Source organism: Micromonospora sp. NPDC048894 (assembly GCF_040649765.1).
In the GTDB taxonomy this organism is placed as follows: domain Bacteria; phylum Actinomycetota; class Actinomycetes; order Mycobacteriales; family Micromonosporaceae; genus Micromonospora; species Micromonospora antibiotica.
In genome coordinates this window covers 439,160-464,882 of sequence record NZ_JBEZFY010000001.1, presented here as the reverse complement: position 1 = coordinate 464,882, position 25,723 = coordinate 439,160, and the positions used below count along the sequence as shown (strand labels likewise).

Here is a 25,723-nt window from a genome sequence, read left to right as displayed (position 1 = left end):
GGACCCGCAACAGACATCAGACCCTCCGCCCGGAGGCGAGCGGCCCACAGCGCTATCCGTCGTAGTCGACAGTCAGCGTGTCGGTGGTCGGGGTGGACTGGCAGGTCAGCACGTACCCGGCGGCCACCTCGTCCGGCTCCAGCGCATAGTTGCGGGCCATCGTCACCGCACCGGACACCACCTTCGCCCGGCAGGTCGAACAGACCCCGCCCTTGCAGGCGTACGGCAGCTCGCCGCGTACCTTGAGCGCCGCGTCCAGCACCCGCTCGTCCGGGCCCATGGTGAACCGCGACGACCGGCCGTCCAGCACGATCGTCACCTCCGCGCCACCCGCCGACGGGTCGGCCCGGCGGACCGGCTCCGGTGGGGCGTCGACGTGGAACAGCTCGGTGTGCACCGTCGACTCCGGCCGGCCCGGACCGGTCAGCACCGCCTTCGCGTCCAGCACCAGCTGGTAGGGGCCACAGAGGAACCACTCGGAGATCACGTCGCCGGGCACGATGGTGTCCAGCAGCCGGCCCAGCCGGTCGGCGTCGATCCGGCCGGACAGCAGCGGCGACTCGCCCTGCTCCCGGGAGAGCACGTGCACCAGGTGCAGCCGGGTCGGGTAGCGGTCCTTCAGGTCGGCCAACTCCTCGGCGAACATCACCGTGTTGGCCGTGCGGTTGCCGTACACCAGGGTGAAGGTGCTGGCCGGCTCGACGGCCAGGGCGGTCGCGACCAGCGCGAGCACCGGGGTGATGCCGGAGCCGGCGACCACCGCGCCGTAGTGCCGCACCCGGTCCGGCGCGAACGCGGTGGTGAAGTGTCCCAGCGGGGGCAGCACGTCGACGGTGTCGCCGTGCCGCAGCGCGCCGCAGGCGTAGCTGGAGAACGCGCCGCCGGGGATCTCCCGCACCCCGATCCGCAACCGCCCGTGCCGGGCCAGGTCGTCGGGTGTGGAGCAGATCGAGTACGACCGCCGCACGTCCGCACCGGCGGGCAGGCGGACGGTCAGGTGCTGGCCGGCGGCGAACGCGAACGTCGCCCGCAGCTCCTCGGGCACCGCGAAGGTGATCGCCACGGCGTCGTCGGTGAGCCGGTCGACGGCGCTGACCGCGAGCGGATGGAAAGCCGGCCGGCGACGGACCGGGCGGGTGATGGTGACAGTCACAGCGCCTTCAGGTGGTCGAAGGGTTCGGAGCAGGAACGGCAGCGCCAGAGCGCCTTGCACGCGGTGGAGCCGAACCGGCTGACCTGCTCCGTCTCCGGTGATCCGCAGCGCGGGCAGCGGACGGTCAGGGTCAGCGGCACCACCCCGGGCGGTCGGCCCGGGGCGGGCCTGCCGCCGACCGAGCCGACCGGGGCAGGGCCGCCGCCGACCGGGCCGACCATCGGAGGTGGGGCGATGCCGGCGGCGGCGAGCTTCGCCCGGCCCTTGGCGGAGATCCAGTCCGTGCTCCAGGCCGGGCTGAAGACCGTCCGGACCTCGGCGTCGGGATGCCCGGCGACCGCGAGGGCCCGCCGGATGTCGGCCCGGATCACGTCCATCGCCGGGCAGCCGGTGTAGGTGGGGGTGATCGTGACGAGCACCCGGCCGGTCGTCGGATCCTCGTCGACCGCCCGCAGGATGCCCAGCTCGTCGATGGTGATCACCCGGATCTCCGGGTCCACCACCGCCGCCACGGCCGCCCTGGGATCGGTCACCGCCGCCGCTCCGACCCGCTCACCACTGCGCCCCGGGGTGCGCGCGGTGCAGCACCTGCATCTCGGCCAACAGGAAGGACAGGTGCTCGGTGTGCACGCCGTCGCGGCCACCGCCCGGCGTCCAGCCGGTCGCCGGCCGGGTCAGGGTGGCCTCGGCCAGCACCGGGGAGACCACGGCGTCGAAGTCGCCCCGCAGGGCGGCCGGGTCGACCGGGGCCGCCGGGTCCGCCGTGAACAGCTCGTGGTGGTACGGCCAGAGCTGGTCCACCGCAGCCTGGGCCCGACGGTGCGACTCGTCGGTGCCGTCGCCGAGCCGCTTCACCCACAACGCGGAGTGGTCCAGATGGTAGGCGGACTCCTTGCGGGCCTTGGCCCCGATCGCGGCGAGCCGCTCGTCGGCGCATCCGGCCAGCGCGGTGTAGAGCGGCAGCTGGTAGGCCGCAAGCAGCAGCAGCTTCACCATGGTCACCGCGAAGTCGCCGTTGGGCAGCTCGACCAGCAGGCAGTTGCGGAACTCCCGGTCGTCGCGCAGGAACGCCAACGCGTCCTCGTCCCGGCCGGCGCCCTCCAGCTCACCCGCGTACGACAGCAGGAGGCGGGCCGCGCCGAGCTGGTCGAGGGCGATGTTGGCCAGCGCGATGTCCTCCTCCATCTCGGGGGCGCGGGTGGCCCACTCGCCGAGCCGCTGGGCGGCCACCAGCGCGTCGTCGCCGAGGGCGAGGGTGAAGTCGAGAGGACCCTTCACAGGTGGTCCACCCCGTCCGGCACCTCGTAGAAGGTGGGGTGGCGGTAGACCTTGTCGGCGGCCGGGTCGAAGAAGGCGTCCTTCTCGTCGGGGCTGGACGCGGTGATCGCGCCGGCCGGCACCACCCAGATGGAGACGCCCTCCTGCCGGCGGGTGTAGAGGTCCCGGGCGTTGCGCAGGGCCAGCTCGGCGTCGGGGGCGTGCAGGCTGCCGACGTGGGTGTGCGACAACCCACGGCGGGCCCGGACGAAGACCTCCCACAGCGGCGAGGTCACCGGGGTCCGGGGCGGTTCACCGGGCGCGCTCACGCGGCCACCTTCTCCCGCTGCGACTCGGCCCGCTGCTTCGCCGCGTACGCCGTGGCCGCCTCACGGACCCACGCGCCGTCGGCGTGCGCGCGGCGGCGGTGTTCCATCCGCTGCCGGTTGCACGGGCCCTCCCCCTTGATCACCCGCATCAGCTCGTCGTAGTCCGGCTGGGTGAAGTCGTACGCCTGCCGCGTCTCGTTCCAACGCAGGTCGGGGTCGGGGATGGTGAGGCCGAGGATCTCCGCCTGCTGCACGCACATGTCGACGAAGCGTTGCCGCAGCTCGTCGTTGGAGAACCGCTTGATCTTCCAGGCCATGGACTGGGCGGAGTGGGTGGAGTCACCGTCCGGCGGGCCGAACATCGCCAGTGACGGATACCACCAGCGGTCGAGCGCGTCCTGCGCCATCGCCCGCTGTGCCGGGGTGCCGTGCGACAGGGTGTGCAGGATCTCGAAGCCCTGCCGCTGGTGGAAGGACTCCTCCTTGCAGACCCGGATCATCGCCCGCGCGTACGGCCCGTAGGAGCAGCGGCACAGCGGGACCTGGTTGACGATCGCCGCGCCGTCCACCAGCCAGCCGATCGCGCCCACGTCGGCCCAGGTGAGGGTGGGGTAGTTGAAGATCGAGCTGTACTTCTGCCGGCCGTCGAGCAGCAGCTCCACCAGCTCGTCCCGGCTGACGCCCAGGGTCTCGGCGGCGGCGTAGAGGTAGAGGCCGTGACCGGCCTCGTCCTGCACCTTGGCCAGCAGGATGGCCTTGCGTTTGAGGGAGGGGGCCCGGCTGATCCAGTTCCCCTCCGGCTGCATGCCGATGATCTCCGAGTGGGCGTGCTGGGCGATCTGCCGGACCAGGGTCCGACGGTAGGCGTCGGGCATCCAGTCACGCGGTTCGATCTTCTGGTCGGCGTCGATCACGTCGGCGAAGTACGCCGCCGGATCCTCGCCGGGCGCGGCGGCACCCTCCCGACTGCGGGCCGCCGCCTCACGCAGCGCCACCTCGGCGGCCTCGACCTGACCGAGCAGGCCACCGCCGGGCGCGTCCTCCTGCGGGACGAAGTCGTTGCCATACATTCGCCAAGTGTTACAGCTCGCCGCCCATGACACCAGAGGGTGTAACAGGATTTGAGTAAGCCCCTCCGTCACCAGGCGGATGCTCCCGGTCGACACCAGGGCACCCCTGTGACTATGAGTTAGGTCACTGATCAAAGATGAATGCCCCTAACTGCCGCATATCGTGCCTTTATCTCGACTTACCGGCAGTTTGCCGTGCGTCGGATTCTGGCGCGTCGGCTGTCCGGACGTAGACTTCCCCGGTCACCACCGATCGGCTGCCGACGATCGCCACCACGACATAGGCCACCGTCCCCCGGCCTGGCGATCGAGCCGACACCCTCGGAAACAGCCGGCCCCCCCGGCCCTGACATCTGGAGTTCACCCAACTCATGCGATCTCGCGTGATCATGGTGCTCGCCGTCATGGCGGTGCTGCTCGGCGCCGGCCTACTGGTCCCGGCCGCCTACGCCGAACTCTCCGGCGACGACGTGGCAGGCGGCATCGGCGGCGGCGCGGCGGAGAAGGTGCCCGCCCCCGCGCCCACCCCGCCACCGGCCCTCACCCTCGCCGCCGGCCCAGTGGCGGTGGACTTCCAGGGGTCGTTCTTCAGCTGGGCCCTGATGGAGCGCGAGACCGACCAGATCTCCGGTTCCAAGAACATGACCTCGACCAGCTCCACCGAGTCGATGTTCAAGGTCTGGATCGTCTCCGACTACCTGCGCCAGCTCGACAAGCGGACGCCATCGGCGGCGATGAAGAAGAACGCCAGCCTGGCCATCCGGGACAGCAACGACGACGCGGCCAACCGGCTCTACGCGGCGGCCGGTGGGTCGTACCGGGCGCTGGGCAACGGCCAGCCCAGCCCGGTGCTCAAGCGGGCCATCAGCATCTGCGGCCTCACCGACACCAAGCGCGGCAACGTCCCCGGCTACGAGGGTTGGTGGAGTTTCACCCGGATGTCCCCCCGCGACGCCACCCGGCTCGGTGACTGCATCGCCGACGGCCGGGCCGCCGGACCCATCTGGACCAAGTGGGTGCTCAACGAGATGGCTCACGTCCAGGGCAGCGTCACCAAGCAGCAAGCCCGCTCCGGCGGTGGCCGGTGGGGCATCATCGACGGGCTGCCCGCCGCGATCAAGTCGCAGGGCCCGGTCGCCATGAAGAACGGCTGGACCGCCCTCAGCTACGACGCCAACTGGCACGTCAGCTGCCTCGCCGTCACCGACAAGTGGAGCCTCGCCGTGATGATGCGCTACTCGATCAAACAGCCGTTGAGTTACGGCGCGAAGGTGTGCGCCAGCGTCACCACCCAACTGGTCACCCCGCAGCCCGGTGCCGCACTCAAGGTGCCGCAGCCGGTCGGGAAGCTCTGATGGCGGGCAGCCGGCGGAGCAACCGCCGTGGTCGGCACGACAGCCAGCCGGTGAAGCTGATCGCTGTGGCCGCGATCCTGGTCGGCCTGGTGCTGGTCTCGCTGCGGCTGCTGCCCGGCTCGCCGCTGGAATCCACCGCCGCCTCGCACTGGGGTGACTCGTCCGCCGCACCGCGCTCCGACGGGGCAGCCGACCGGCACAACCGCCCCGAACTGCCCACCCCGGCACCGTCCTCGACCCGTTCGCTGACGCCGCTGCCCTTCGCCGACCGGGACCTCGACCTCAACCTCCGGGGCTGGTACGCCTGGAGCGTGCTGGACCGCCGCACCGGCAAGATCATCGGCTCGGACAACATGGGCGAGACCAGCACCACCGCCTCGCTGATCAAGTCGTGGATCGTCGCCGACTACCTACGTCGGGCCGCCGACGCCGGGCAGACCCCGAGCGACGCCAAGCTCGCCGACGCCACCCGGATCATCCGGGACAGCGACAACACCCGGGCCGAGCAGTTCTACAACGGTGTCGGCCGGTCGGCCTCGATCAAGCGGCTGATCTCGATCTGCAAGCTCACCGACAGCAGCGTGTCCGCCGACGGTGGCTGGAGCCGGACCAACCTCTCCCCCCGCGACACCGCCCGCCTCGGCAACTGCATCGCCGACGGCCGCGCCGCCGGCCCCACGTGGACCAAGTGGCTGCTCAACGAGATGAAGCTGGTCCGGGGCTCGGGCGACTTCGGCATCCGTAAGGCGTTCCCGGCGGCCGAGCAGAAGAAGATCGCCATCAAGAACGGCTGGATCGACCGGACCCGCGAGCAGGAGATGCACATCAACTGCCTGGCCATCGGCGACACCTGGACGATGGGCGTGATGGTCCGCTACCCGATCAACCTGGGCTACGAATACGGCATGAAGAACTGCCAGAAGATCACCGAGGCGCTGCTCCAACCCGCCACCTGACCGGGGGCGGTCCGGGGCCGGTGCGCTCAGCCGGCGAAGAACTCCGGGCCGCCGTCGGGCAGGGCGGGGGCCTCGCCGGTCGCCGCCGCCCGACGGGCGAACTCGCGCAGGCCGGCGACCTGCCGCGCGCCCAACGAGAAGTCGAGGGCACGGAAGTACGTGGCCAGCGTCGCCGCGTCGAACGGTTCCCACCGGGCCGCCGCCTCGGCCACCTGGTCCAGCTCGGCCAGGCACAGGTCACGGGACCGCAGGAACGCCTCGTGCACCTCCTTGACCAGGCCCGGGTGGGCGGCGGCGAAGTCCCGGCGGACCGCCCAGACGGCGAAGACCATCGGCAGCCCGGTCCACTCCCGCCACGCCTGCCCGAGGTCGGTCACCGCCAACCCCCGACGGGGCGCCTCGTAGAGGGCGCGTAGCGCCACGTCACCGATGAGCACCCCGGCGTCGGCCTCCAGCAGCATCTGGGTCAGGTCCGGCGGGCAGCGGAAGTACTCCGGGTGGACGCCGTACCGGTCGGCGAGCAGGAGCTGGGCCAGCAGCACCCCGGTACGCGAGGTCGAGCCGAGGGCGACCCGCCCGCCGTCCAGCTCGGCCAGCGGCCTGGTGGAGACCACGTTGACCGAGAGCACCGGCCCGTCGCTGCCCACCGCGAGGTCCGGCAGGAGCAACAGCTCGTCGGCGTGCCGCAGGTATTCCACCTGGGAGATCGGGCCGATGTCCAGGTCACCGGCGACCAGTGCGGCGCTGAGCCGGTCCGGCGAGTCCTTGTGCAGGTCGACGTCGAGCAGCGCGCCGGAGCGCATCAGCCCCCAGTAGATCGGCAGGCAGTTGAGGAACTGGATGTGCCCGACCCGGGGACGTGCCACGCGCTCAGCCATGACCCGACCGTATCCCCGCCGGTCCGGGGCAGCTCATCGGGAGGCCCGGGGAGTGGTCAACCCCGCACCGTCTCCCCTCGTCGGAGGGCCTGCCCCGACCGGGGGCGGTCCGGCGGCCTCCGACAGCGGCGGCCCGTCCCCGCTCCATGTCGGTGTGCCCGGGCCGGAGCGGGAGTGACGCACCGCCCGGGTTACCACCGGCACGAACGCCAGCACCACCAGCAGGCCGGCGATCCCGGCGGCGGCGATCAGCGGGCGCGGGGGGAGCACCGCCAGCAGCGCGCCGCCGATCAGGTAGCCGGCCATGGAGCCGCCCTGGACCGCCGCGCCGATGACGGCGTACGCGCGGGCGCGCAGCGGCTCGGGCACCCGCCGGGCGGTCAGCACGTTGGCGAAGACGTTGTCACCGCCGTTGGCCGCGCCGCCGATCAGCCAGAGCGGCACCAGCAGCGCCGCCGTCGGGACGGTCGCCGCGAGCACCACGACCAGGCTGCACCCGGCGAGCGTGGCGAGCACCCCGTGGACCAGCGCGCCGTCGTCGGTGAGCCGGCGGGCCACCCGGGCGGCCAGCCAGCTGCCGGGCAGCATGCCGGCCATCCAGGCCGCCCCGACCAGGCCGTAGACGGTGGCCGAGGAGTCAAGCGTCTCCCGGATGAAGAACACCTCGATCACGTTGATGCCGCCGATCGCGGTGATCACCGCCGCCGTGCTGACCACCAGGGCGAGCATCAACGGGTCCGCGCGCAGCCGCCAGGCCGGGGCGGGACCGGTGCCGACGGTCGCGGTCCCCGCCTGCCGGCCGCCCCGCCGGGTGCGCAACGCCAGGCCCGCGCCGACCAGCGCCAGGTAGCTGACGGCATCCAACAGCAGCGGTACGCGGGTGCCGAACTCCCCGACCAGCAGCCCGGCGAGCACCGGCCCGGCGAGTGCGCCGAGCGAGCCGGCGGTCTGGCTGACGGCGCTGGCCCGGGGCAGGTCGCCGGGGCGGACCATTGCCGGCAGCAGCGCCGCCAGGCAGGGCTGGGTGACGGCGAGCCCGCAGGCGAGCAGGGCGACCAGGCCGATGACGACCACCGGTTGCGTGGCGAAGGCGAGCAGGACGCAGATCACCGCCTGGATCGACCCGACGCTGACCAGCAGGGTACGACTGTCGACCCGGTCGGCGAGCCGGCCGGCCAGCGGCGCGCAGAGCACCAGCGGCAGGGTGGCCGCCAGCAGCAGCCCGGAGACGGCCAGGCCGCTCGCCCCGGCGGACTGGAGAGCCAACGCCAGTGCGGTGGCGGCGAGGAAGTCCCCGCAGATGGTGGTGCCGCGGGCGGTGGCGGCGATCCAGACGTCGGACCAGCGCGACGCGTCAGTCGTGAAGGACATACTTCGAAAATAATCCTTCACAACTGTTCGGAGCAACCCCTACCCGTGGCTGATCAACTCCTTGTCATCGATATAGCGGTATTCGACGGCCCTGATACCGCACCATCAGCGACATGGCGACCGTGCCAGGCCGGCGCAGGGGCGAGGCGGGCGGGCCGGGGGCGGGGCGGGCCCCTCTAGAGGGGGATCGTGCGGTACTGGGCCGCGACGACGCGGGCGTCGGACGGCGGGTCGGCCAACCGGTTCCGCTGCCGGTACGGCTCGAACAACGCCATCACCGCGTCGTTCAGCCCGGCCAGTTCCTCGGCGGTGAGCAGCAGCAACGAGTCACTGAACAGGGCACCGCGATACCACTCCGCGGGCTCGTCGGCAGCGTGCCGCAGCCACGTCCGCATCCGCTCGGCGTCCCGGGCCGAGTGCGCCTCGACCAGGGCCTGTTCGGCGGCCCGCGCCTCCGGGCCGGCCCCCTGCCCGGCCTCGACCAGCCAGCTCTGGCTGAACGCGCGCCACACCCGTTCCCGCGCGTCACCCCGGCTGGGTGCCTGCTCGACCAGGCCGAACTTCGCCAACGCCCGCAGGTGGTAGCTGGTCGCACTCGGCGACAACCCGGCGATCTCGGCCAATTCGGTGGCCGTCCCGCCCCCCGCACGCGTGCTCAGATGCTCCATGATCGCGATCCGGGCCGGGTGGGCCAGCGCCCGCATCACCTGCGGGTCGCTGATCGTCATCCGGCGCGGCTCGGGGTGCGGCTCGGTCATGACCCCATGATCCCGCCTGTCCGGGACCCCGGCCAGCAACCGGCCGCCACGCGGGGGCGGGGAATTGGGTGGAGATGGAAGCTGGACGGCGCGTAGGCTGGTTGACCGCTCGACGGCCGTGGTGAGGTAGCACCGCAGCGGACGTCCCCACGCGCCAAGGACCTGTCCTGGATACGCGGGCGAGCCGATCGAGACCGCCAAAGAGGATCACCGTGCCCGCAACCGACGAACGCGGCAGGACCCACCCCGAACCCACCCGCCTCGAAACGGAACTCAGCGCCGAGCAGGCCCACCTGGAGACCTCCCGACAGGCCCTCCGCCGGATGCGGGAACGCGCCCAGTCGCTCTTCGCCACCGGTGACAAGGTCGCCGGGGACGCGTACACCGCCGAGCAGCTCGGCCGGCACCTGGCCCGGCGGGTCGCCGAACTGGCCGACGACCCGACCACCGCGTTGTTCTTCGGCCGGCTGGACTTCGGCCCCACCGACCCCGAGCACGCCGGCCGGGGCTACCACGTCGGCCGGCGGCACGTCACCGACGAGCGGGGCGAGCCGCTGGTGCTGGACTGGCGGGCCCCGGTGTCCCGCTCGTTCTACCGGGCCAGCGCCCGCGACCCGCAGGGCGTCGCGGTACGACGGCGGTTCGGGTTCAGTGCCGGGGCGCTGACCAGCTTCGAGGACGAGCACCTGGACCGGGGCGAGGAGCTGGGCACCACCAGCCGCATCCTCACCGCCGAGATCGAACGCCCCCGGGTCGGGCCGATGCGCGACATCGTCGCCACCATCCAGCCCGAGCAGGACGAGCTGGTCCGGGCGGACCTGGCCGACTCGATCTGCGTGCAGGGCGCCCCGGGCACCGGCAAGACGGCGGTCGGGCTGCACCGGGCGGCGTACCTGCTCTATCTGCACCGGGAGCGGCTGCGCCGCGCCGGGGTGCTGATCGTCGGCCCGAACCGGGCGTTCCTGTCGTACATCGCGGCGGTGCTGCCCGCCCTCGGCGAGGTCGAGGTGGCCCAGGCCACCGTGGAGGACCTGGTCGCCCGGGTGCCCGTCCGGGCGGTCGACGACCCGGCGGTGGCCGCCCTCAAGCACGACCCCCGGATGGCCGAGGTGCTCCGCCGCGCCGCAGCCGCCCGGATCACCGCCCCCACCGAACCGATCATGGTGTCGGACGGGTCGTTCCGCTGGCGGATCGGACTGGACCCGCTGCACCGGGTGATCGAGGAGACCCGCCGGGAGGGCCTGCCGTACGACACCGGGCGGGAGCGGGTCCGGGCCCGGGTGGTGGGGTTGCTGCAACGCCAGGCCGAGGCCCGCCGGGCCGAGTCGCCGGGGGACGCCTGGCTGCGCCGGATGGGGAAGTCCCGACCGGTGACCGCCTTCCTCGACGCGGTGTGGCCGGCGCTGACCCCGGAGGGGCTGGTGCACTCCCTGCTCGCCGGTCCGGACCTGCTGGCCGCCGCCGCCGACGGCCTGCTCACCACCGCCGAGCAGGCCCTGTTGCACGGCACGAAGCTCGGCCGGACGCCGAAGGCGACCCGGTGGACCGCCGCCGACACGGTGCTGATCGACGAGGCGGCCGGACTGATCGAACGGGCCGCCGGGTTCGGGCACGTGGTGGTCGACGAGGCGCAGGACCTCTCCCCGATGCAGTGCCGGGCCATCGCCCGGCGTAGTGAGCACGGCTCGATCACCCTGCTCGGCGACCTGGCCCAGGGCACCGCGCCGTGGGCCGCCACCGACTGGCGCGAGTCCCTGGCCCACCTGGGCAAGCCGGACGCGGTGGTGGTGCCGCTGACCGTGGGTTTCCGGGTGCCCGCCGTGGTGGTCGCGTTCGCCAACCGGCTGCTGCCGGAGTTGGCGGTCGACGTACCCCCGGCGGTGTCGTTGCGGCGTGACGGGGCGCTCGACGTGCGTACCGTGGCCGATCTGGCGGCGGCGACGGTGACCGAGGTGCGCGCGGCGCTCGGGCACGACGGCTCGGTCGGGGTGATCGCCGCCGACGACACGGTGGACGGGCTGCGTGCGGCCCTCGCCGCCGCCGGGGTGCCGACCGCGACCGCCGACGACCCGACGGCCTCGGCGCGGGTCACCGTGGTCCCCGCGACCCTGGTCAAGGGCCTGGAGTACGACCACGTGGTGGTCGTGGAGCCGGCCGCGATCGTGGCCGCCGAGCCGCGCGGCCTGCACCGCCTCTATGTGGCGCTGACCCGGGCCGTGTCCGGGCTGTCGGTGCTGCACACCGCTCCGCTGCCCGGCCCGCTCGCCGAACCACCGACGCCCTGACCCCGGCCGGTAGCCGACCCCGGCCGGCGGCGAGGGTGAGGGCCGCCCGGCCGGGCATCCTCCGCCGTGCCGCCGGTGGCGCTGCCACCGCACCGGGTGGAACAGCCGCTGTCCGGTGGGCGACCCGGCCCACCACCCCTCGACTTTGTGTTTTAAAGTAGTTTGCATGACCCCCGATGACGAAGCCGCCCCGCTCGACGCCGCCGAGGCGATGCGGCTGATCCGCGAGCAGCAGGCCAGCACGGTCCAACGGCTCGAACCCGACCCCCGGGTGCACTACTGGCCCTGGGGATTCGCCTGGCTGATCGGCTTCGGGGTCTACTTCCTGCGGTTCTCCCCCGACGGGCGCACCCTCGTCGACATGCCGGCCTGGCTGCCGCTGACCCTGCTGTTCGTGCTGCTCGCCGCCGCCGCGGTGGTCTTCGGAGTGGGCAGCGCCCGCGCCTACCGGCACGTCGCGGGCGAGTCCGCGCAGCGCGGCAGGTGGTACGGCACGGCCTGGGGCCTCGGGTTCTTCAGCCTGTCCGTGGTGATCGGCCGGGTCACCGACAGCCTGCCGCCCGATCTCGCCGGGCTGCTCTGGTCGGCGCTGTCGGTGGGGCTGACCGGCGCCCTGCACATGGCCGGCGGGGCGATCTGGCTCGACCGCACCCTGTTCCGCCTCGGCGTCTGGCTCACCGCCGTCAACATCGTCGGCGTCATCGCCGGCCCCGGCTGGCACGCGCTGGTGGTCTCGGTGGCCGGTGGCGGTGGACTGCTGGTGGCCGGCGCGCTCGCCCGGCGGCGGCACGGATGACCGAACTCGACCCGGTCATCCACGCCCAGGCCCGCCTGCGGGTGGTGGTCACCCTCGCCACCCTGGCCGACGGCGACCGGATCACCTTCCCCCGCCTCCAGGAACTACTCGCGATGACCGCCGGCAACCTCTCCGTCCACCTGCGCAAGCTGGAGGACGCCGGCTACGTCGAGATCGACAAGACCCACCGCGGACGCACCCCGACCACCCTGGTCCGGCTCAGCCGGCGCGGGCGGCGGGCCTTCGAGGAATACACCGAGAACATCCGCGCCCTGCTCGACCCGCCCGACCCCAGGGAGACCCGATGATCCTCGCCCACGCCGACCAGGCCACCCGCCGGTACGGCGACGTCCTCGCCCTCGACCGGGTCGACCTGACCGTCTCCGCCGGAGAACTCGTCGGCCTGCTCGGGCCGAACGGCGCCGGCAAGAGCACCCTGATCAACATGCTGGTCGGGCTGCGCCGGCCCAGCGCCGGCCGGGTCGAACTCTTCGGCGGCGACCCCCGCCAGCCGGCCGCCCGGCGGCAACTCGGCGTCACCCCGCAGGAGACCGGCCTGCCCGGCACCCTCCGGGTCGGCGAGGTGGTCGACTTCGTCGCCGCGCACTTCCCCGACCCGGTGCCCCGGGGCGAACTGCTCGACCGGTTCGGCCTCACCGACCAGGCGAAACGACAGACCGGCGGGCTCTCCGGGGGGCAACGGCGACGGCTCGCCGTCGCACTGGCCTTCGTCGGCCGGCCCCGGCTGGTCGTCCTCGACGAACCCACCACCGGGCTCGACGTCGAGGCCCGGCACACCCTGTGGGAGGCCATCCGGTCGTTCCACGCCGACGGCGGGACGGTGCTGCTGAGCAGCCACTACCTCGAAGAGGTGGAGGCGTTGGCGCAGCGGGTCGTGGTGCTCGGGCAGGGCCGGGTGCTCGCCGACGACACCGTCGGCGCGATCCGCGACATCGTCGGTGTCCGCCGGGTCAGCCTGGCCGCCGACGACCTGCCCGCGCTGCCCGGCGTGGTCGCCACCGAGCACACCGACGGACGTACCCACCTGCTCACCACCGACGCCGACCAACTGGTCCGCGACCTGGTCACCGCCGGGGTGGCGTTCCGTGACCTGGAGGTCCGCCCCACCTCGTTGGAGGAGGCGTTCCTCACCATCACCGCCGCCGGGACCACCGCCGACCCGACCCGGACCACCGCCGACCCGACCGGGACCGGCACCGCCACCAGCGCCGCCGTCGGCGGCCGACCCATTGCCTGAGGAGTCGACGCCGTGCCGCTCACCCTGGTTCACGCCCGCTACCAGCTCCTTGAGATCATCCGCGTCCCCGTCGCCGTGGTGGGCAGCGCCTTCTTCCCCGCCGCCGCGATGCTCTTCTTCGTCGTCCCGTTCGCCGGGGACGACCCGACCGGCGCCACCTACGCCACCGCCGCGATGGTCACCTTCGCGGTGATGAGCGCCAACATCTTCCAGTACGGCATCGGCGTCGCCGAGGACCGCGACCAGCCGTGGAACCCGTACACCCGGACCCTGCCGGCGGGGCCCGGACCCCGCCTGGCCGGGCGGATCCTGGCCGGGCTGGTGCTGACCTACCTGTCGATGCTGCCCGTCGTGATCATCGCGGCGGTCGCCACGGCCGCCCGGGTCACCCCGGTCGGGCTGCTGCTCGGCGCGGTCACCGTCGCGGTCGTGTCGGTGCCGTTCACCCTGCTCGGTCTCGCCATCGGCTACTCGCTGCCGAGCAAGGCGGCGATCGTCGTCGCGCAGGTCATCTTCTTCCCGCTGGCCTTCGGCGGCGGCCTGCTCTCCGCCCCGGGCGACGCGCCCGGCTTCATCCAGGTGGTCGCGCCGTTCCTGCCCACCCGGGGGGCGGTCGAACTGATGTGGGCGGCGGTCGGCGACTGGCGGCCCGACCCGCTCGCCCTGGCCATGCTCGGGGTCTGGATCGTGCTGCTCGCCGCCCTCTCCGGCTGGGCGTACCGGCGCGACGAGGGTCGCCGGTTCAGTTGACCTTTCGCCGGTTCGGCCCGGTGACCGGCGACCGGTGCCACGATGCCGGCAGGGCGTCGCGCCGGCACGCCCCCGCAGCCGAGAGGGGCCGACGTGCGCACCGTCGCCGCGGGCACGCCCTGCTGGACCGACCTGGCGACCCCCGACCTGGACGCCGCCCGGCGGTTCTACCCGGAACTGTTCGGCTGGACCGGCCGGATCACACCGGAACCCGGGCCGGCCGGCTACACCACCTTCCACCGCGACGGCCGGGCGGTGGCGGGCGCCGGCCCACCGGCCGACCCGGACCAACTGCCGGTCTGGTCGACGTACGTGGCGACCGACGACACCGACCTGGTCACCACCCGGGTCGAGGCGGCCGGCGGGCAGGTGCTGGTCGCCCCGTTCGACGTCCTCGACGCGGGGCGGATGGCGGTCTTCGCCGACCCGGCCGGCGCGGTGTTCAGCGTCTGGCAGCCGATGCGGATGCCCGGCGCGGAGTTGCTCGACGCCCCCGGGGCGATGTGCTGGAACGAACTGGTCAGCCCCGACCCCGAAGGCGCGAAGGTCTTCTACGAACTGGTCTTCGGCTGGCACCCCGAGGAGCAACCCGCCGGTGGGCCCGGCTACACCGGCTGGCGGTGCGGGGCGCGGATCGTGGCCGGGATGCTGCCGACGACAGACGACGGTGGCGCGCGGCCGGCGTACTGGTCGGTGTTCTTCGCGGTGGCCGACGTGGACGCGACCGCCGCCCGCGCCACCACCCTCGGCGGCACCATCGTCACCCCACCCCGGGACACCCTGCTGGGCCGCCGTGCCGCCCTCCGCGACCCCCAGGGCGCCTACTTCTCCCTGCTTCGCCCCGCCGCCGACACCCCCTGACCAGCCGCCCGACGGCATCCGGACGCCCGCCGGCACCGTCGACCGCGCGGCCCGGCACCGTCGACCCTCAGGTTCGCCGTGGCTCGGGGCGGGTGGGGACCACCAGCGGGCCGTGGTCGCCGGGGATGACCCGGACCCGGGCCCGGTAGTGGTGGGACAGCAACTCCTCGGTGAGCACCTGCTCGGGTGGGCCCGCCGCGACGACCCGGCCGTCGGCGAGCAGCACCATCCGGTCGGCGTACTCACCGGCGACGGAGAGGTCGTGCATGGTGGCCAGCACGGTCAGGCCGTGCGCCCGGCGCAACTGGTCGACCAACTCCAACACCTCCTGCTGGTGGCCGATGTCCAACGCGCTGGTCGGCTCGTCCAGCAACAGCAGGGTGGCGCCCTGGGCGAGCGCCCGGGCCAGGAAGACCCGCTGCCGCTCCCCGCCGGAGAGGGTCGCCAGCTCCCGCCGCTGGAACCCGGTCAGATCCAACCGGTCCAACACGTCGTGCACGGCGGCCAGGTCCGCCGCCGACTCCCGCCCCAACGGCGCGATGTACGGGGTCCGCCCCAGCAGTACGTAGTCGAACACCGACATGCCCGCCGGCACCACCGGGGACTGCGCCACCGTCGCCACCACCCGGGCCCGGTCCCGGCGACGCAACGCGCCGGACGGCGTACCGAACAGCGAGACCGCGCCCGGGGCGGGCAGCAGGCCGCCGACGGCCCGCAGCAGGGTCGACTTGCCGGCACCGTTCGGTCCGATCACGGTGACCCACTCACCCGCGGCGACCGTCAGGTCGACGCCGGCCAGGATCACCTCCCCACCGAGCCGCACGTGCAGCCCCCGCACCTCGACCGCCGGACCGCTCACGGGACCGCCTTTCGTTCGCGACTGCGGGGCTCGCAACACCGGCTCACTCCTCGCGCTCACGGGACCGCCTTTCGTTCGCGACTGCGGGGCTCGCAACACCGGCTCACTCCTCGCGCTCACGGGAAGACCCGGCGGGCGGTGCGCAGGACCAGGACGAAGAACGGGCCGCCGAGCAGGGCGGTCACCACGCCGATGGGGATCTCGGCGGGGGCGGCGGCGGTCCGGGCGACCACGTCGGTCAGCGCCAGGAACGCCCCGCCGAAGAGCATCGACAGCGGCAGGATCACCCGGTAGCTCGACCCGGCCAGCAGCCGTACGGTGTGCGGCACGATGATCCCCACGAAGCCGATCAGGCCGGACGCGGAGACGGCGGCGGCGGTGCCGAGCGAGGCGGCGGCGATCAGCAGGTAGCGGGACCGCTGCGGGTGCAGGCCGAGGCTGGCCGCCTCGTCGTCGCCGACGGAAAGCACGTCGAGTTCCCGCCGGTGCAGCAGCACCACCACGGCGGTCAGCACGAAGTACGGCAGGATCAGCCGGACGTCGCCCCAACCGGCGGTGCCCAGCCGCCCGAGCAGCCAGGAGTAGACCATCTGGATGCTGTCGGAGTGCCGTTGCAGCAGGTACGTCTGCCCGGCGGAGAGGAACGCCGACACCGCCACCCCGGCCAGGATCAGGGTGGCCGGTGACCGGTCCCGCCCGCCGGCCGCCCCGAGCAGGTACGTCAGGGCGACCGCCCCGAGCGAGCCGACGAACGCGGCGAGCGGGATCGTGACGGGCATCCCGGTCAGCGCCCCGCCCGCCCCGACACCGCCCAGCGTGATCACGGCGGTCACCGCGAGCCCCGCGCCGGCCGCCACCCCCAGCAGGTACGGGTCGGCCAGCGGGTTGCGGAACACGCCCTGGTAGCAGCCGCCGGCCAGGGCGAGCAGAGCACCGACGAGCAAGCCGAGCACCACCCGGGGCAGCCGCAGCTCGGTGACGATGGCGATCTCGCGTTCGGTCAGCCCGCTGTCGAGGCGTACCCCGGGCAGCAGGTTGAGCAGTTCGGCGGCGACGCTGCCGGGGGGCAGGCCCACCGGGCCGAGGGACACCCCGGCGACCAGGGCCACCAGCACGGCGAGCACCCCGGCGGCGAGCCAACGCTTACGCAGCCCGGCCGGTCGGGGCGTACCGGCGGCGACCTTCGGGGTGCGGACCCACCCGACGCCGGGCCGTCCACCCGGCGCGGACGCGGACCCGACCGAGCGGGACTCGCGGCCACCGTCCCGACCGCGCCCACCGGTCGGCACATCGGCCCCGGCGGACCCGGCCGGGGAGATTGCGGCGGCGGCCGGGCCGGGTTCGGGCAGGCCGGACGGCCGGGACGCGTCGGGCGTCCCGGCCGGTCCGGGGCCGGTGGGGCGCACGGTCACCGGGGGTGGACCGTCACGCGGGCACCTTGGCGGTGGCGTCGACGATCGACCGGAGCAGGTCGACCACGCGCGGTCCCCAGCGGGAGGCGACGTCGTCGTCGAGCGCGACGACCTGGTTGTTCTTGACGGCGGTGATGCCGGCCCAGCCGCTGCGCGCCTTGACCGTGTCGGCGCTCTGCTGGCAGCACTTCACGTCGGCCAGGAAGACGAAGTCGGGGTTCGCCTTGACGATGACCTCCTGGGAGAGCTGCGGGTAGCCGCCGTTCTTGCCGTCGGCGTCGGAGGCGTCGGCGATGTTCTGCAGCCCGGCCAGCGCGTAGATCGAGCCGATGAAGGTCTTGCTGGTCGCGCTGTACAGCTCCGGCCCCAGCTCGTGGTAGTAGGTCAGCTTGGTGGACCGCTGCGGCAGGTCCTTGGTGAGCTTGCCGATCTCGTCCTTCATCCGGGTGGTCACGTCGGCCGCCTCGGTCGGGTGGCCGGTGAGCGTGCCCAGGTCGGTGAGCTGCCGGTAGGTGTCGTCGAGGGTGGCCGCCGCCGGGGTGAGCAGCACCGGGACCTTCAGCGCGGTGAGCTGGGCGACGATCTTGTTGGTGTCGTTGGCGAGCACCACCAGGTCGGGGTTCTTGCCGGCGATCGCCTCGGCGTTGGGCTGGAAGCCGGACAGCTCGCTCTTGGGCGCGTCGGCCGGGTGGTTCGACTGGTCGTCGACGGCGGTGACCTGCTTGCCGGCCCCGATGGCGAACAGCATCTCGGTCGCGGTGGGCGACAGCGAGACGATCTTCTCAGGCCGCTTGTCCAGCGTGAGGTTGCCGACGGTGGCCGGGAAGGCGGCGGCGGAGCTGCTGCCGGCGGCGGGGGTGTCGTCGGAGGTCTTCTCGGCGCATGCGCCGAGGGCGAGGGCCGCCACCGCGAGGGTCGCGGCGAACAACCGGGGGGTACGTCGGGACATCGGTCCTCCTGTCGGTCGAGGAGCGTGGTGCTTCGCCGACAGGGCCGCTGGCGTGCCCGTCCGCGAGGCGCCCTTCCTCGAGAGCGCGTGTCGCGACCGACCGCAGGCGACCTGGCTCGTCCCCACACACGACGACGCCGGCCACTCGGGCCGGGCGCCGGGGCGGGTCACCGGCGGGGCCGGGAACCACGGTGGGGCATCTCAGTTGCGGGACAGCGCCGGTTTCGCACCGGCTTCGCTGCGGGTCGATCGGGTGCCACGGTAGCGCACGACCAGCGAAGATCGTCTGGTCGGTGGGGGTGGGTGGGGTCCCGTCGGGGGCTTACGGGACCCCACCCGGAGTCACGTCCGGTGGGTCAGCAGTAGGTGCTCTGCTTGTTGATGACCCGGTAGGGGCAGTCGGCGTACTCCGACAGGAGCAGCACCGCCTCCTTGTTGCGGGAGGTCTGGGCGGGGATCACCTCGTCGGGCGGGTAGAAGCCGCCACCGGCCCCGGACGACCCGGGGTACATCTCGAAGGTGTACGCCCAGATCTTGTGGGTCGCCCACATCCAGTCGAGGCTGTCGCCGTCGGTGATGTAGAGGTCGCTGGACTGCTCGGGGGTGTAGCCGTTGGTGGCCGCCATCCGCTGCCCGAGGGTGGCGAAGGTGTTGTACTGGTCGGCGGTCATCCCACTGGGGGTGTTGGCCGTGGTGTAGCCGAACGGCCAGAGCACCAGCTGCGAGTAGGTGTGCCAGTCGATGTTGGCCTTGATCTGCTGCACCCCGCCGACGACCCGGCTGTTGACGAAGTCCCGCAGCGCCTTGGTCTCCGGCGCGGAGAAGGCGGACGGCCCCCGGTAGGTGCTCGACGACGGCGCACCGGACGAGCCGCCGCAGCAGCCCCAGTTGTAGCCCCAGTTGCGGTTCAGGTCGGTGCCGACCGCCGCCGCGCCGCTGTTGGGCTGCCGGTTCTTGCGCCAGGACCGGTAGGAGCCGGTGGCGATGTCGTACTCGCTGCCGTCCGGGTTGACCGTGGGGACGATCCAGATCTCCCGGGAGTTGACGATGCTGGTGATCCGCGAGTCGGTGCCGTAGCTGTCGGTGAACAGGTTCAGCAGGTAGATCGCCATCTCGACGGTCAGGTGCTCGCGGGCGTGCTGCTGGGAGTTGAACAGGATCTCCGGTTCGGCCTCGTCGGTGCCGACGTTGTCGGAGATCTTCACCGCCATCAGGTCGCGGCCCTCGTACGACCGACCGATGCTGATCTTGCGGGCGATGGCCGGGTGGTCGGCGACCACCTGGTTGACCACTGTGGTCAGCTCGGCGTAGTCGTGGTAGTTCGAGTCGGCCGGGGGGAAGGCGAGGGCACTGGCCCCCTCGGCGGGAGCCGGCGCGGTCTCCCGCTCCAGCCGGAAACCGAGCCGGGTGATCGCGGCTGCCTCGGACCGGGTCGCCGAGACGTACAGCACGCCGTGTTCAGCGGAGTCGATCGCCGCGCCGGTGCGGGCGACGGCGTTGCGGTCGGCGAGGGTACGCGGGCCGAGCACCCGGTATTCGGCGGCGGCGGGCTCGGGCTCCGGGGCCGGGCGCGCGGAGACCGGCCCGGTGGCGACGGCGGTCAGGCCGAGGCCGGCGACGACGGCGAGCGCCAGGCGACGCCGGAAGGGGGAGGTGCGGAAGGCCATGAACATCCTCCTCGGGGTACGGGAGATCCCGTTGTGTGCCCACTTCACCAGGAGTCACATGGTCATATCAATATCCGTGACTGTCTCCAACCATCCCGACCGGATCGTCACATCGGCAATGACTTTCTCGTCTGCAAGCCCTGGCGAAACTTCCTGCCGGGCGGGACAGTGAACGACAACGATTCCCCACCCCGCGGAGTTACCATGTCCAGCAGAGCCCTGCGCGCGGTCGCCCTGGTCGGCGTCGCCACCCTCACCCTGCTCGCCAGCACCGCACCCGTCCACGCCGCCGGCCCGTCACCCACCGGGACGCCCCCACCCGCCGGGGACCGCCCGCCCCCGGGCGGACACGACGAGCAGATCACCTTCCAGGAGTGGTCCCGGCACCCCGACTGGCGGGCCGGCACCCACCGGGGCACGTACGCCGCACCCGGGCACCGCGCCGGTCTCACCATCGGCCGCCCGGCCGGCACCACCGAGTTCACCGACCCGCACACCGGCACCACCCGCACCTGGGAGTACGCCACCTGGACCTCGCCACCCACCCCGATCGGCTTCGACGCCACCGAACTGGTCGCCTCCTGGAACGCCGACACCCCCACCGGCACCTGGCTTCAGGTCGAACTCCAGGGCACCTACACCACCGGCGACCACACCCCGTGGTACGTCATGGCCCGCTGGGCCTCCGGTGACCGCGACATCGCCCGCGCCACCCTGGACGGTCAGGGCGACCCCTGGTCCAGCGTGTGGACCGACACCTTCGCCATCGACGACGCCGCCGCCGGGGTGCTGCTGCGGTCGTACCAACTGCGGCTCACCCTCTACCGCGCACCCGGTCAGGCCGCCGCGCCCCGGGTCCGGATGCTCGGCGCGATGAGTTCGCACGTGCCGGACCGGTTCACCGTCACCCCGAGCCGGGGCCACATCGCCTGGGGCACCGAACTGCCCGTGCCGGCCCGCTCCCAGATGATCCACCGGGGCAGCTACCCCGAGTGGGGCGGCGGCGGTCAGGTCTGGTGCAGCCCGACGTCCACCACGATGGTGCTGGAGCACTACGGCAAGCTGCCGTCGGCGGCCGACCTGTCCTGGATAGACCCCGACCACCCCGACCCGCAGGTCGTCCACGCCGCCCGGATGACCTGGGACAACGAGTACGAAGGCGCGGGCAACTGGCCGTTCAACACCGCGTACGCGGCCAGCTTCCCCGGCATCGAGGCGCGGGTGACCCGGCTGCACTCGCTCGACGAGGCGGAACGGTTCATCCGGGCCGGCATCCCCGTGGTCACCTCGCAGTCCTTCCTCGACACCGAGCTGGACGGGTCGAACTACGGCACCTCCGGGCACCTCTTCGTGATCGTCGGCTTCACCGCCGACGGCGACGTGATCGTCAACGACCCGGCGTCGGCGTCCAACGCCGAGGTCCGCAACGTCTACCGACGCGACCAGTTCGAGCAGATCTGGCTACGCACCAAGCGCTACCGGGCGAACGGCACGGTGGCCGGTGGGTCGGGCGGCATCGCGTACCTGATCAAGCCGATCGACCGCCCCTGGCCGATCGTCCCCGGCTCGACCAACTGGTGACCCGGCTCAAGATCCACTCTCGGGAGCCGAAGTAGCGGTATCGCCAGGCAGCGATACCGCTCTTGAGTCAACCTGGAGTGGATCACGCCCGGTAGGACGCGGTGCGTCGCTGGTGCCCGGTGATCAAGAGGTTTGCGTCAGGTTGAAGATCGAAGTTGGCGCAAACCTCTTGATCACCAGGGCGGGCGGGGGCCGGAGAGGGCGCGGGGCGTGTCCGCGGGGGGCGGGGCGTGTCCGCGGGGCGGGCGGGGATCAGGGGCGCGGGGCGTCCCCGCCGGGGTGGTCGTCGCCGGCCAGGGCGGAGCGGAGCCGCTCCTTCTCCGCGCGTCGCCGCTCGGCGGCGGCGGCCACCTCCTCGGCCATCTGGTCCCGCCAGCCCCGGAGCAGGAAGAACGACGCGGCGGCGGAAAAGATCAACGCCACCATCAGCTTCAGGAAGAGGTTCATCCCGACCGGCCACAACGCCGCCACGACCACCAGGAACAGCCCGATCCGGGCCAGCGTGTACTTCACCGCCGCGCTCACCGGACCATCCTCATCCGCGACCGCAGGGCTCGCACACCCCGCTCGCTGCTCGCGCCCACGTTGCCCACTCCTTGCTTCTGCGTCGGAACGCCCGGCTGCTGCGTCGGGAGGCCCGCAGCCGGGTGGTTCAGCCCGTCCGTCGGGCCAGCCAGTGCACGCCCTGGAACCAGAGCACCGCGTACCCGACGGTGAACGCGAGCGCGGCCAACCCGCCGGTGAACAGCGGCGCGAGCCCGGCGGCCAGGCCCGCCACCAGCAGCCCGGCGACCACCGCGACCACCGCGGCGAACAGGGCCGCCACCACCCGGGCCGCGCCGAAGTCCCAGGCCCGGAATTCGTCCCAGAACAGCCAGACCGGCAGGATCACCGCGAGCCAGCCGTTGGTACGGCCGAAGTCGCCCGCGCCGGCCACGGCGAACGCCCAGTCGAAGAGCACCAGCGCCAGCACGCCGATCACCCAACCGGCCAGGCTCACCCCGAGCAGGTCACCCAGGGTGAGGATGCGTCCCTCGGTGTCGCGGCGGGGAAACCCGCTGCGCTGCTGCGCGGTCGGCTGCTGTCCGGTCATGGTGTGACGAGCATACGGCCGGGTCAGGCCCAGACCTGCTGCGGCTCGGCACGCCGGGACGCCAACGCGGGTGCCCGGTCGTACTCGCGGACCACGTTGTAGCGGGTGTCCCGCTCGACCGGCTGGAAGCCGGCGTCCCAGATCAGGTGCAGCAGGTCGTCGCGGTGCATGGTGTTCGGGGTGCCGTACGAGTCGGCGTCGTGGGTGATCTTGTATTCGACGACCGAGCCGTCCAGGTCGTCCACGCCGAAGTTGAGCGAGAGCTGGGCCACCGACAGGCCGTGCATCACCCAGAAGTTCTTCACGTGCGGGACGTTGTCGAACAACAACCGGGACACCGCGAACGTCTTGAGCGACTCGGCCGGCGAGGCCATCGTGGTGCGCGCCTGGATCCGGTTACGGATCTTGCCGTCCGCCGAGTCGACGAAGTCGTGCTGGTAGCGCAGCGGGATGAAGACCGCGAACCCGCCGGTCTCGTCCTGCAACTCACGCAACCGCAGCACGTGGTCGACCCGGTGCCGGGGCTCCTCGATGTGGCCGTAGAGCATCGTCGCCGGGGTCTTCATGCCCTTGGCGTGGGCCAACGCGTGGATCCGGGACCAGTCCTCCCAGTGGCAGGCGTGGTCGACGATGTGCTGGCGGACCTCCCAGTCGAAGATCTCCGCGCCGCCGCCGGTCAACGACTCCAGGCCGGCGTCCATCAGCTCGTCGAGGATCTCGTCGGCCGACAGGCCACTGATCTTCTCGAACCACTGCACCTCGGTCGCGGTGAAACACTTGAGCTTGACGTTGGGCAGCGCCGCCTTCAGCTCCCGCAGCACCTTCGGGTAGTAGCGCCAGGGCAACGTGGGGTGCAGGCCGTTGACGATGTGCAACTCGGTGAGCTGCTCGTCCTCCATCTCCTTGGCCTTGCGGACCGCCTCCTCGATACGCATCGTGTACGCGTCCTTCTCGCCCGGCTTGCGCTGGAACGAGCAGTACGCACACGAGGCGGAACAGACGTTCGTCAGGTTGAGGTGCCGGTTGACGTTGAACATCACCCGTTCGCCGTTCAACTCCGTACGCCGGTGGTGGGCCAGCCGGCCCAACCAGGTCAGGTCGTCGCTCTCATAGAGGGCGATCCCGTCCGAGCGGGTCAGTCGCTCCCCCGCGTACACCTTCGCTTCGAGCTCACGCTTGAGTCCGGCGTCCATCGAAAAGCCACGTCCCTTCCACCTGCGGTCGGATCGAGCCTACGTCGGACGAGCGACAGGTCGGCAGGACGGGCACCGCCAGCGACCTACCTCACCCGTACTCCCAGGGTTCTCCAAGCTGCTCACGCATCGACATCGTTGTCCCGGTGCGGTAAGACAGGATGGGACGCGGCGCACACCGGCGGCGTCCCGGGTCGTCGCGCCCCACCTAAGGCGGCGGCACCATCACGCGGCACAGGGAGCGGAATGGTCGACAGCGGGCACGGGCGACGACAGCGACGACGCAGGGTCCCGGTGATCTCCCCGGTGCTGCGGCCGGCGCTCTGGTCGGCGCTGCTCGGCGCGGTCGCCGCGATGGTCCTGGCCACCCCGGCCTATGCCGAGCCGCCGCTGCCCAACACCGTCCCGGACACCGGTTCCCGGCCGGTGGTCACCGGCGGGTTGCAGCTGCCCGGCGCGGCGACGCCCGGCTACCCGCTCCCGGGCCAGCCCAGCTACCCGACCCTGCCGGTCGGCGGGCTACCGACCAGCCCGCTGCTGTCCCAGATCGACACCCTGACCGCGCAGAACGGTCAGCTCGCCGACCAACTCCTGCAGTTGCAGAAGCAACGCGACGACGCACGGGTCCAGCTCACCGGCGTCCAGGGTGAGCTGACCCGGGCCCGGGGCGCGCTGACCGTGGCGGAGCGGCAGGCCAACGCCGTCGCCGCGAACGCCTTCAAGGCCGCCGCCGCCCTGCCGCCCGGTGAACTGGCCCGCGACCTGCACGGGCTGAGCGTCCTGCAGCGGGTCTCCCGGGGGCAGCAGGCCGACGACGAGACCACCGCGGCGGCCGGCGAACTGTCCCGGGCGCGGACGGCCGAGCAGGTCGCCGCCCAGGCGGTCACCGCCGCCACCGACCGGGTCCGGCGGGCGGAGGAACAGTTCGCCGCGGTGCAGAAGGCGCTGCGCGACAACGACGCCAAGATCGCCAAGCTGCGCGCGGACAACCAGGCCCAGCTCATCGCGCTGGAAAAGCAGCAGGAGGCCGCCGAGCAGAAGCTGGGTGCGGCGTACGTCGAGGGGCAGAGCAGCACCGGGCTGAACGCCAGCCCGCAGGCGCTCGCCGCCGTGCGGTACGCGCTCGCGCAGCTCGGCGACCCCTACCTGTGGGCGGCCGAAGGCCCGGACCGCTTCGACTGCTCGGGGCTGATGTGGGCCGCCTACCGGTCCGCCGGCTATTACGACCTGCCCCGGGTCGCCCGCGACCAGTACTACGCCACGCGGAGCCGGACGGTCTCCCAGGCGGCCCTACTCCCCGGCGACCTGCTCTTCTTCGCCTCGGGCAGCAGCTGGACGACCATCCACCACGTCGCCATGTACATCGGCGGGGGGCGGATGGTGCAGGCGCCACGCAGCGGGGACGTGGTCAAGATCTCCCAGGTCCGGTGGTCCGGTCTCTACGCCGCCACCCGGGTCGTCGGCGCGGTGAACACCCCCGGTTCCCCGATCACCCAGGTCCCGACGCCGTCCCCGACGCCGAAGCCCACCACCGCGTCGCCGAAGCCCACCACGCCATCCCCGAAGCCCACCACCGCGTCGCCGAAGCCGCCCACGCCCCGGCCGACGTCGACCACCGCACCGACGAAGCCACCGACGCCGAAGCCCACGCCCACGCCGAGCAAGAGCCCCGACCCGACACCGAGCGTCTCCGGCACCGGCACCGGCACACCGGACAGCAGCACCAACCCGACCACGGCCGGCAGCACCGGCGCCCCGGAGAGCAGCCGGTCGGCGTCCACCTCCGCCTCGGCGAGCACCGGGAGCTGACCGACCGCCACCGTTGCGACCACCCTCGGCACTCCGACTGTGCCGACGGGGCGAGATGTGGCACGGTGACACGAGGCACATCC

The 25,723-nt window shown here is 72.6% G+C and carries 24 protein-coding genes and 1 pseudogene; 10 read left to right on the top strand and 15 right to left on the bottom strand.

The features are described from left to right. Positions 1 to 52 precede the first annotated feature (52 nt). From paaE to paaA, 5 genes are read right to left on the bottom strand one after another with little or no spacing between them, the layout of a single operon-like run. Positions 53 to 1,153: a 1,2-phenylacetyl-CoA epoxidase subunit PaaE gene (gene paaE, locus AB0C22_RS02195; protein ID WP_219465850.1), complete on the bottom strand. Its 1,101-nt coding sequence runs from the start codon at positions 1,151 to 1,153 to the stop codon at positions 53 to 55. Then, positions 1,150 to 1,686 carry a 1,2-phenylacetyl-CoA epoxidase subunit PaaD gene (gene paaD / locus AB0C22_RS02190; RefSeq protein WP_357532986.1) on the bottom strand — a complete coding sequence of 179 codons (537 nt, stop codon included), beginning with the start codon at positions 1,684 to 1,686 and terminating at the stop codon, positions 1,150 to 1,152. The genes paaE and paaD overlap by 4 nt, the downstream gene beginning before the upstream one ends. Before the next feature lie 19 nt (positions 1,687 to 1,705). Beyond that, positions 1,706 to 2,431, bottom strand: a complete 726-nt coding sequence (gene paaC, locus AB0C22_RS02185; protein WP_357532984.1) for a 1,2-phenylacetyl-CoA epoxidase subunit PaaC — start codon at positions 2,429 to 2,431, stop codon at positions 1,706 to 1,708. Then, entirely contained in the window at positions 2,428 to 2,739 is a 312-nt protein-coding gene (paaB, locus tag AB0C22_RS02180; protein WP_219465848.1) for a 1,2-phenylacetyl-CoA epoxidase subunit PaaB, read from the bottom strand. The genes paaC and paaB overlap by 4 nt, the downstream gene beginning before the upstream one ends. Continuing rightward, positions 2,736 to 3,809 (bottom strand): 1,2-phenylacetyl-CoA epoxidase subunit PaaA, encoded by a 1,074-nt coding sequence (gene paaA / locus AB0C22_RS02175; RefSeq protein ID WP_219465842.1) that lies wholly within the window; start codon positions 3,807 to 3,809, stop codon positions 2,736 to 2,738. The genes paaB and paaA overlap by 4 nt, the downstream gene beginning before the upstream one ends. 371 nt (positions 3,810 to 4,180) lie before the next feature. On the opposite strand from paaA, the gene AB0C22_RS02170 reads away from it, so the two are divergent. Together AB0C22_RS02170 and AB0C22_RS02165 are read left to right on the top strand one after the other, a co-directional pair. Then, on the top strand, positions 4,181 to 5,164 hold the full coding sequence (locus AB0C22_RS02170; protein WP_219465841.1) for a hypothetical protein: 984 nt from the start codon (positions 4,181 to 4,183) through the stop codon (positions 5,162 to 5,164). Beyond that, entirely contained in the window at positions 5,164 to 6,120 is a 957-nt protein-coding gene (locus AB0C22_RS02165) for a hypothetical protein (protein WP_357532981.1), read from the top strand. The genes AB0C22_RS02170 and AB0C22_RS02165 overlap by 1 nt, the downstream gene beginning before the upstream one ends. Positions 6,121 to 6,146: 26 nt before the next feature. Here the strand turns inward: AB0C22_RS02165 and AB0C22_RS02160 are convergent, their stop codons facing one another. From AB0C22_RS02160 to AB0C22_RS02150, 3 genes are all read right to left on the bottom strand, one after another. Beyond that, on the bottom strand, positions 6,147 to 6,998 hold the full coding sequence (locus AB0C22_RS02160) for a menaquinone biosynthesis protein (protein WP_219465839.1): 852 nt from the start codon (positions 6,996 to 6,998) through the stop codon (positions 6,147 to 6,149). A gap of 33 nt (positions 6,999 to 7,031) precedes the next feature. Further along, complete coding sequence (locus AB0C22_RS02155; protein ID WP_357532979.1) at positions 7,032 to 8,369, bottom strand: MFS transporter; 1,338 nt, start codon at positions 8,367 to 8,369, stop codon at positions 7,032 to 7,034. 176 nt (positions 8,370 to 8,545) lie between these two features. Next, positions 8,546 to 9,127, bottom strand: a complete 582-nt coding sequence (locus AB0C22_RS02150; protein WP_219465835.1) for a metalloregulator ArsR/SmtB family transcription factor — start codon at positions 9,125 to 9,127, stop codon at positions 8,546 to 8,548. Positions 9,128 to 9,450: 323 nt separating this feature from the next. Between AB0C22_RS02150 and AB0C22_RS02145 the strand changes: the two genes are divergently transcribed. The 6 genes from AB0C22_RS02145 to AB0C22_RS02120 all read left to right on the top strand — a co-directional run bounded on the left by AB0C22_RS02145 (position 9,451) and on the right by AB0C22_RS02120 (position 15,077). Then, positions 9,451 to 11,412, top strand: a complete 1,962-nt coding sequence (locus AB0C22_RS02145; protein WP_357533345.1) for an AAA family ATPase — start codon at positions 9,451 to 9,453, stop codon at positions 11,410 to 11,412. Between the two features lie 166 nt (positions 11,413 to 11,578). Next, positions 11,579 to 12,208, top strand: coding sequence for a transporter (locus tag AB0C22_RS02140; RefSeq protein ID WP_208565493.1), 630 nt, complete (start codon positions 11,579 to 11,581; stop codon positions 12,206 to 12,208). After that, positions 12,205 to 12,516 carry a transcriptional regulator gene (locus AB0C22_RS02135; RefSeq protein WP_219465831.1) on the top strand — a complete coding sequence of 104 codons (312 nt, stop codon included), beginning with the start codon at positions 12,205 to 12,207 and terminating at the stop codon, positions 12,514 to 12,516. Before AB0C22_RS02140 ends, AB0C22_RS02135 begins: the two co-directional genes overlap by 4 nt. Then, complete coding sequence (locus tag AB0C22_RS02130; protein WP_219465830.1) at positions 12,513 to 13,466, top strand: ABC transporter ATP-binding protein; 954 nt, start codon at positions 12,513 to 12,515, stop codon at positions 13,464 to 13,466. The genes AB0C22_RS02135 and AB0C22_RS02130 overlap by 4 nt, the downstream gene beginning before the upstream one ends. Before the next feature lie 12 nt (positions 13,467 to 13,478). Next, positions 13,479 to 14,216 (top strand): ABC transporter permease, encoded by a 738-nt coding sequence (locus AB0C22_RS02125; RefSeq protein WP_219465826.1) that lies wholly within the window; start codon positions 13,479 to 13,481, stop codon positions 14,214 to 14,216. Between the two features lie 93 nt (positions 14,217 to 14,309). Continuing rightward, a complete protein-coding gene (locus AB0C22_RS02120) occupies positions 14,310 to 15,077 on the top strand; it encodes a VOC family protein (RefSeq protein WP_357532976.1) in 768 nt (255 codons plus the stop codon). Between the two features lie 67 nt (positions 15,078 to 15,144). On the opposite strand, the gene AB0C22_RS02115 is transcribed toward AB0C22_RS02120, so the two are convergent. The 4 genes and pseudogenes from AB0C22_RS02115 to AB0C22_RS02100 form a co-directional block, all read right to left on the bottom strand. Continuing rightward, complete coding sequence (locus tag AB0C22_RS02115) at positions 15,145 to 15,936, bottom strand: ABC transporter ATP-binding protein (protein WP_357532974.1); 792 nt, start codon at positions 15,934 to 15,936, stop codon at positions 15,145 to 15,147. A 116-nt stretch (positions 15,937 to 16,052) separates the two neighbouring features. Then, on the bottom strand, positions 16,053 to 17,087 hold the full coding sequence (locus AB0C22_RS02110; protein WP_219470593.1) for an iron ABC transporter permease: 1,035 nt from the start codon (positions 17,085 to 17,087) through the stop codon (positions 16,053 to 16,055). A gap of 274 nt (positions 17,088 to 17,361) precedes the next feature. Further along, positions 17,362 to 18,297 carry an ABC transporter substrate-binding protein gene (locus AB0C22_RS02105; protein WP_219465823.1) on the bottom strand — a complete coding sequence of 312 codons (936 nt, stop codon included), beginning with the start codon at positions 18,295 to 18,297 and terminating at the stop codon, positions 17,362 to 17,364. 371 nt (positions 18,298 to 18,668) lie between these two features. After that, positions 18,669 to 19,964: pseudogene (locus AB0C22_RS02100) on the bottom strand (M14 family metallopeptidase); the annotation flags it as partial. 204 nt (positions 19,965 to 20,168) lie between these two features. Between AB0C22_RS02100 and AB0C22_RS02095 the strand changes: the two are divergent. Continuing rightward, positions 20,169 to 21,545, top strand: coding sequence for a C39 family peptidase (locus tag AB0C22_RS02095; RefSeq protein ID WP_357532971.1), 1,377 nt, complete (start codon positions 20,169 to 20,171; stop codon positions 21,543 to 21,545). 252 nt (positions 21,546 to 21,797) lie between these two features. Here AB0C22_RS02095 and AB0C22_RS02090 read toward each other — a convergent pair whose 3' ends face one another. The 3 genes from AB0C22_RS02090 to mqnE all read right to left on the bottom strand — a co-directional run bounded on the left by AB0C22_RS02090 (position 21,798) and on the right by mqnE (position 23,831). Continuing rightward, positions 21,798 to 22,070 carry a DUF4229 domain-containing protein gene (locus AB0C22_RS02090; RefSeq protein WP_204958639.1) on the bottom strand — a complete coding sequence of 91 codons (273 nt, stop codon included), beginning with the start codon at positions 22,068 to 22,070 and terminating at the stop codon, positions 21,798 to 21,800. A 127-nt stretch (positions 22,071 to 22,197) separates the two neighbouring features. Then, positions 22,198 to 22,638: a hypothetical protein gene (locus tag AB0C22_RS02085; RefSeq protein WP_219465820.1), complete on the bottom strand. Its 441-nt coding sequence runs from the start codon at positions 22,636 to 22,638 to the stop codon at positions 22,198 to 22,200. Between the two features lie 23 nt (positions 22,639 to 22,661). Continuing rightward, positions 22,662 to 23,831, bottom strand: coding sequence for an aminofutalosine synthase MqnE (gene mqnE, locus AB0C22_RS02080; protein WP_219465818.1), 1,170 nt, complete (start codon positions 23,829 to 23,831; stop codon positions 22,662 to 22,664). Between the two features lie 246 nt (positions 23,832 to 24,077). Between mqnE and AB0C22_RS02075 the strand changes: the two genes are divergently transcribed. Then, complete coding sequence (locus AB0C22_RS02075) at positions 24,078 to 25,640, top strand: C40 family peptidase (protein ID WP_357532968.1); 1,563 nt, start codon at positions 24,078 to 24,080, stop codon at positions 25,638 to 25,640. The last annotated feature ends 83 nt before the right edge of the window (positions 25,641 to 25,723 follow it).

Bases quoted from the DNA above. Each gene is read 5' to 3' on its own strand.
- paaA (WP_219465842.1), bottom strand. From the start codon at position 3,809: ATGTATGGCAACGACTTCGTCCCGCAGGAGGACGCGCCCGGCGGTGGC.
- AB0C22_RS02170 (WP_219465841.1), top strand. From the start codon at position 4,181: ATGCGATCTCGCGTGATCATGGTGCTCGCCGTCATGGCGGTGCTGCTC.
- AB0C22_RS02165 (WP_357532981.1), top strand. From the start codon at position 5,164: ATGGCGGGCAGCCGGCGGAGCAACCGCCGTGGTCGGCACGACAGCCAG.
- AB0C22_RS02160 (WP_219465839.1), bottom strand. From the start codon at position 6,998: ATGGCTGAGCGCGTGGCACGTCCCCGGGTCGGGCACATCCAGTTCCTC.
- AB0C22_RS02155 (WP_357532979.1), bottom strand. From the start codon at position 8,369: ATGTCCTTCACGACTGACGCGTCGCGCTGGTCCGACGTCTGGATCGCC.
- AB0C22_RS02150 (WP_219465835.1), bottom strand. From the start codon at position 9,127: ATGACCGAGCCGCACCCCGAGCCGCGCCGGATGACGATCAGCGACCCG.
- AB0C22_RS02145 (WP_357533345.1), top strand. From the start codon at position 9,451: ATGCGGGAACGCGCCCAGTCGCTCTTCGCCACCGGTGACAAGGTCGCC.
- AB0C22_RS02140 (WP_208565493.1), top strand. From the start codon at position 11,579: ATGACCCCCGATGACGAAGCCGCCCCGCTCGACGCCGCCGAGGCGATG.
- AB0C22_RS02135 (WP_219465831.1), top strand. From the start codon at position 12,205: ATGACCGAACTCGACCCGGTCATCCACGCCCAGGCCCGCCTGCGGGTG.
- AB0C22_RS02130 (WP_219465830.1), top strand. From the start codon at position 12,513: ATGATCCTCGCCCACGCCGACCAGGCCACCCGCCGGTACGGCGACGTC.
- AB0C22_RS02105 (WP_219465823.1), bottom strand. From the start codon at position 18,297: ATGTCCCGACGTACCCCCCGGTTGTTCGCCGCGACCCTCGCGGTGGCG.
- AB0C22_RS02095 (WP_357532971.1), top strand. From the start codon at position 20,169: ATGTCCAGCAGAGCCCTGCGCGCGGTCGCCCTGGTCGGCGTCGCCACC.
- AB0C22_RS02085 (WP_219465820.1), bottom strand. From the start codon at position 22,638: ATGACCGGACAGCAGCCGACCGCGCAGCAGCGCAGCGGGTTTCCCCGC.
- mqnE (WP_219465818.1), bottom strand. From the start codon at position 23,831: ATGGACGCCGGACTCAAGCGTGAGCTCGAAGCGAAGGTGTACGCGGGG.
- AB0C22_RS02075 (WP_357532968.1), top strand. From the start codon at position 24,078: ATGGTCGACAGCGGGCACGGGCGACGACAGCGACGACGCAGGGTCCCG.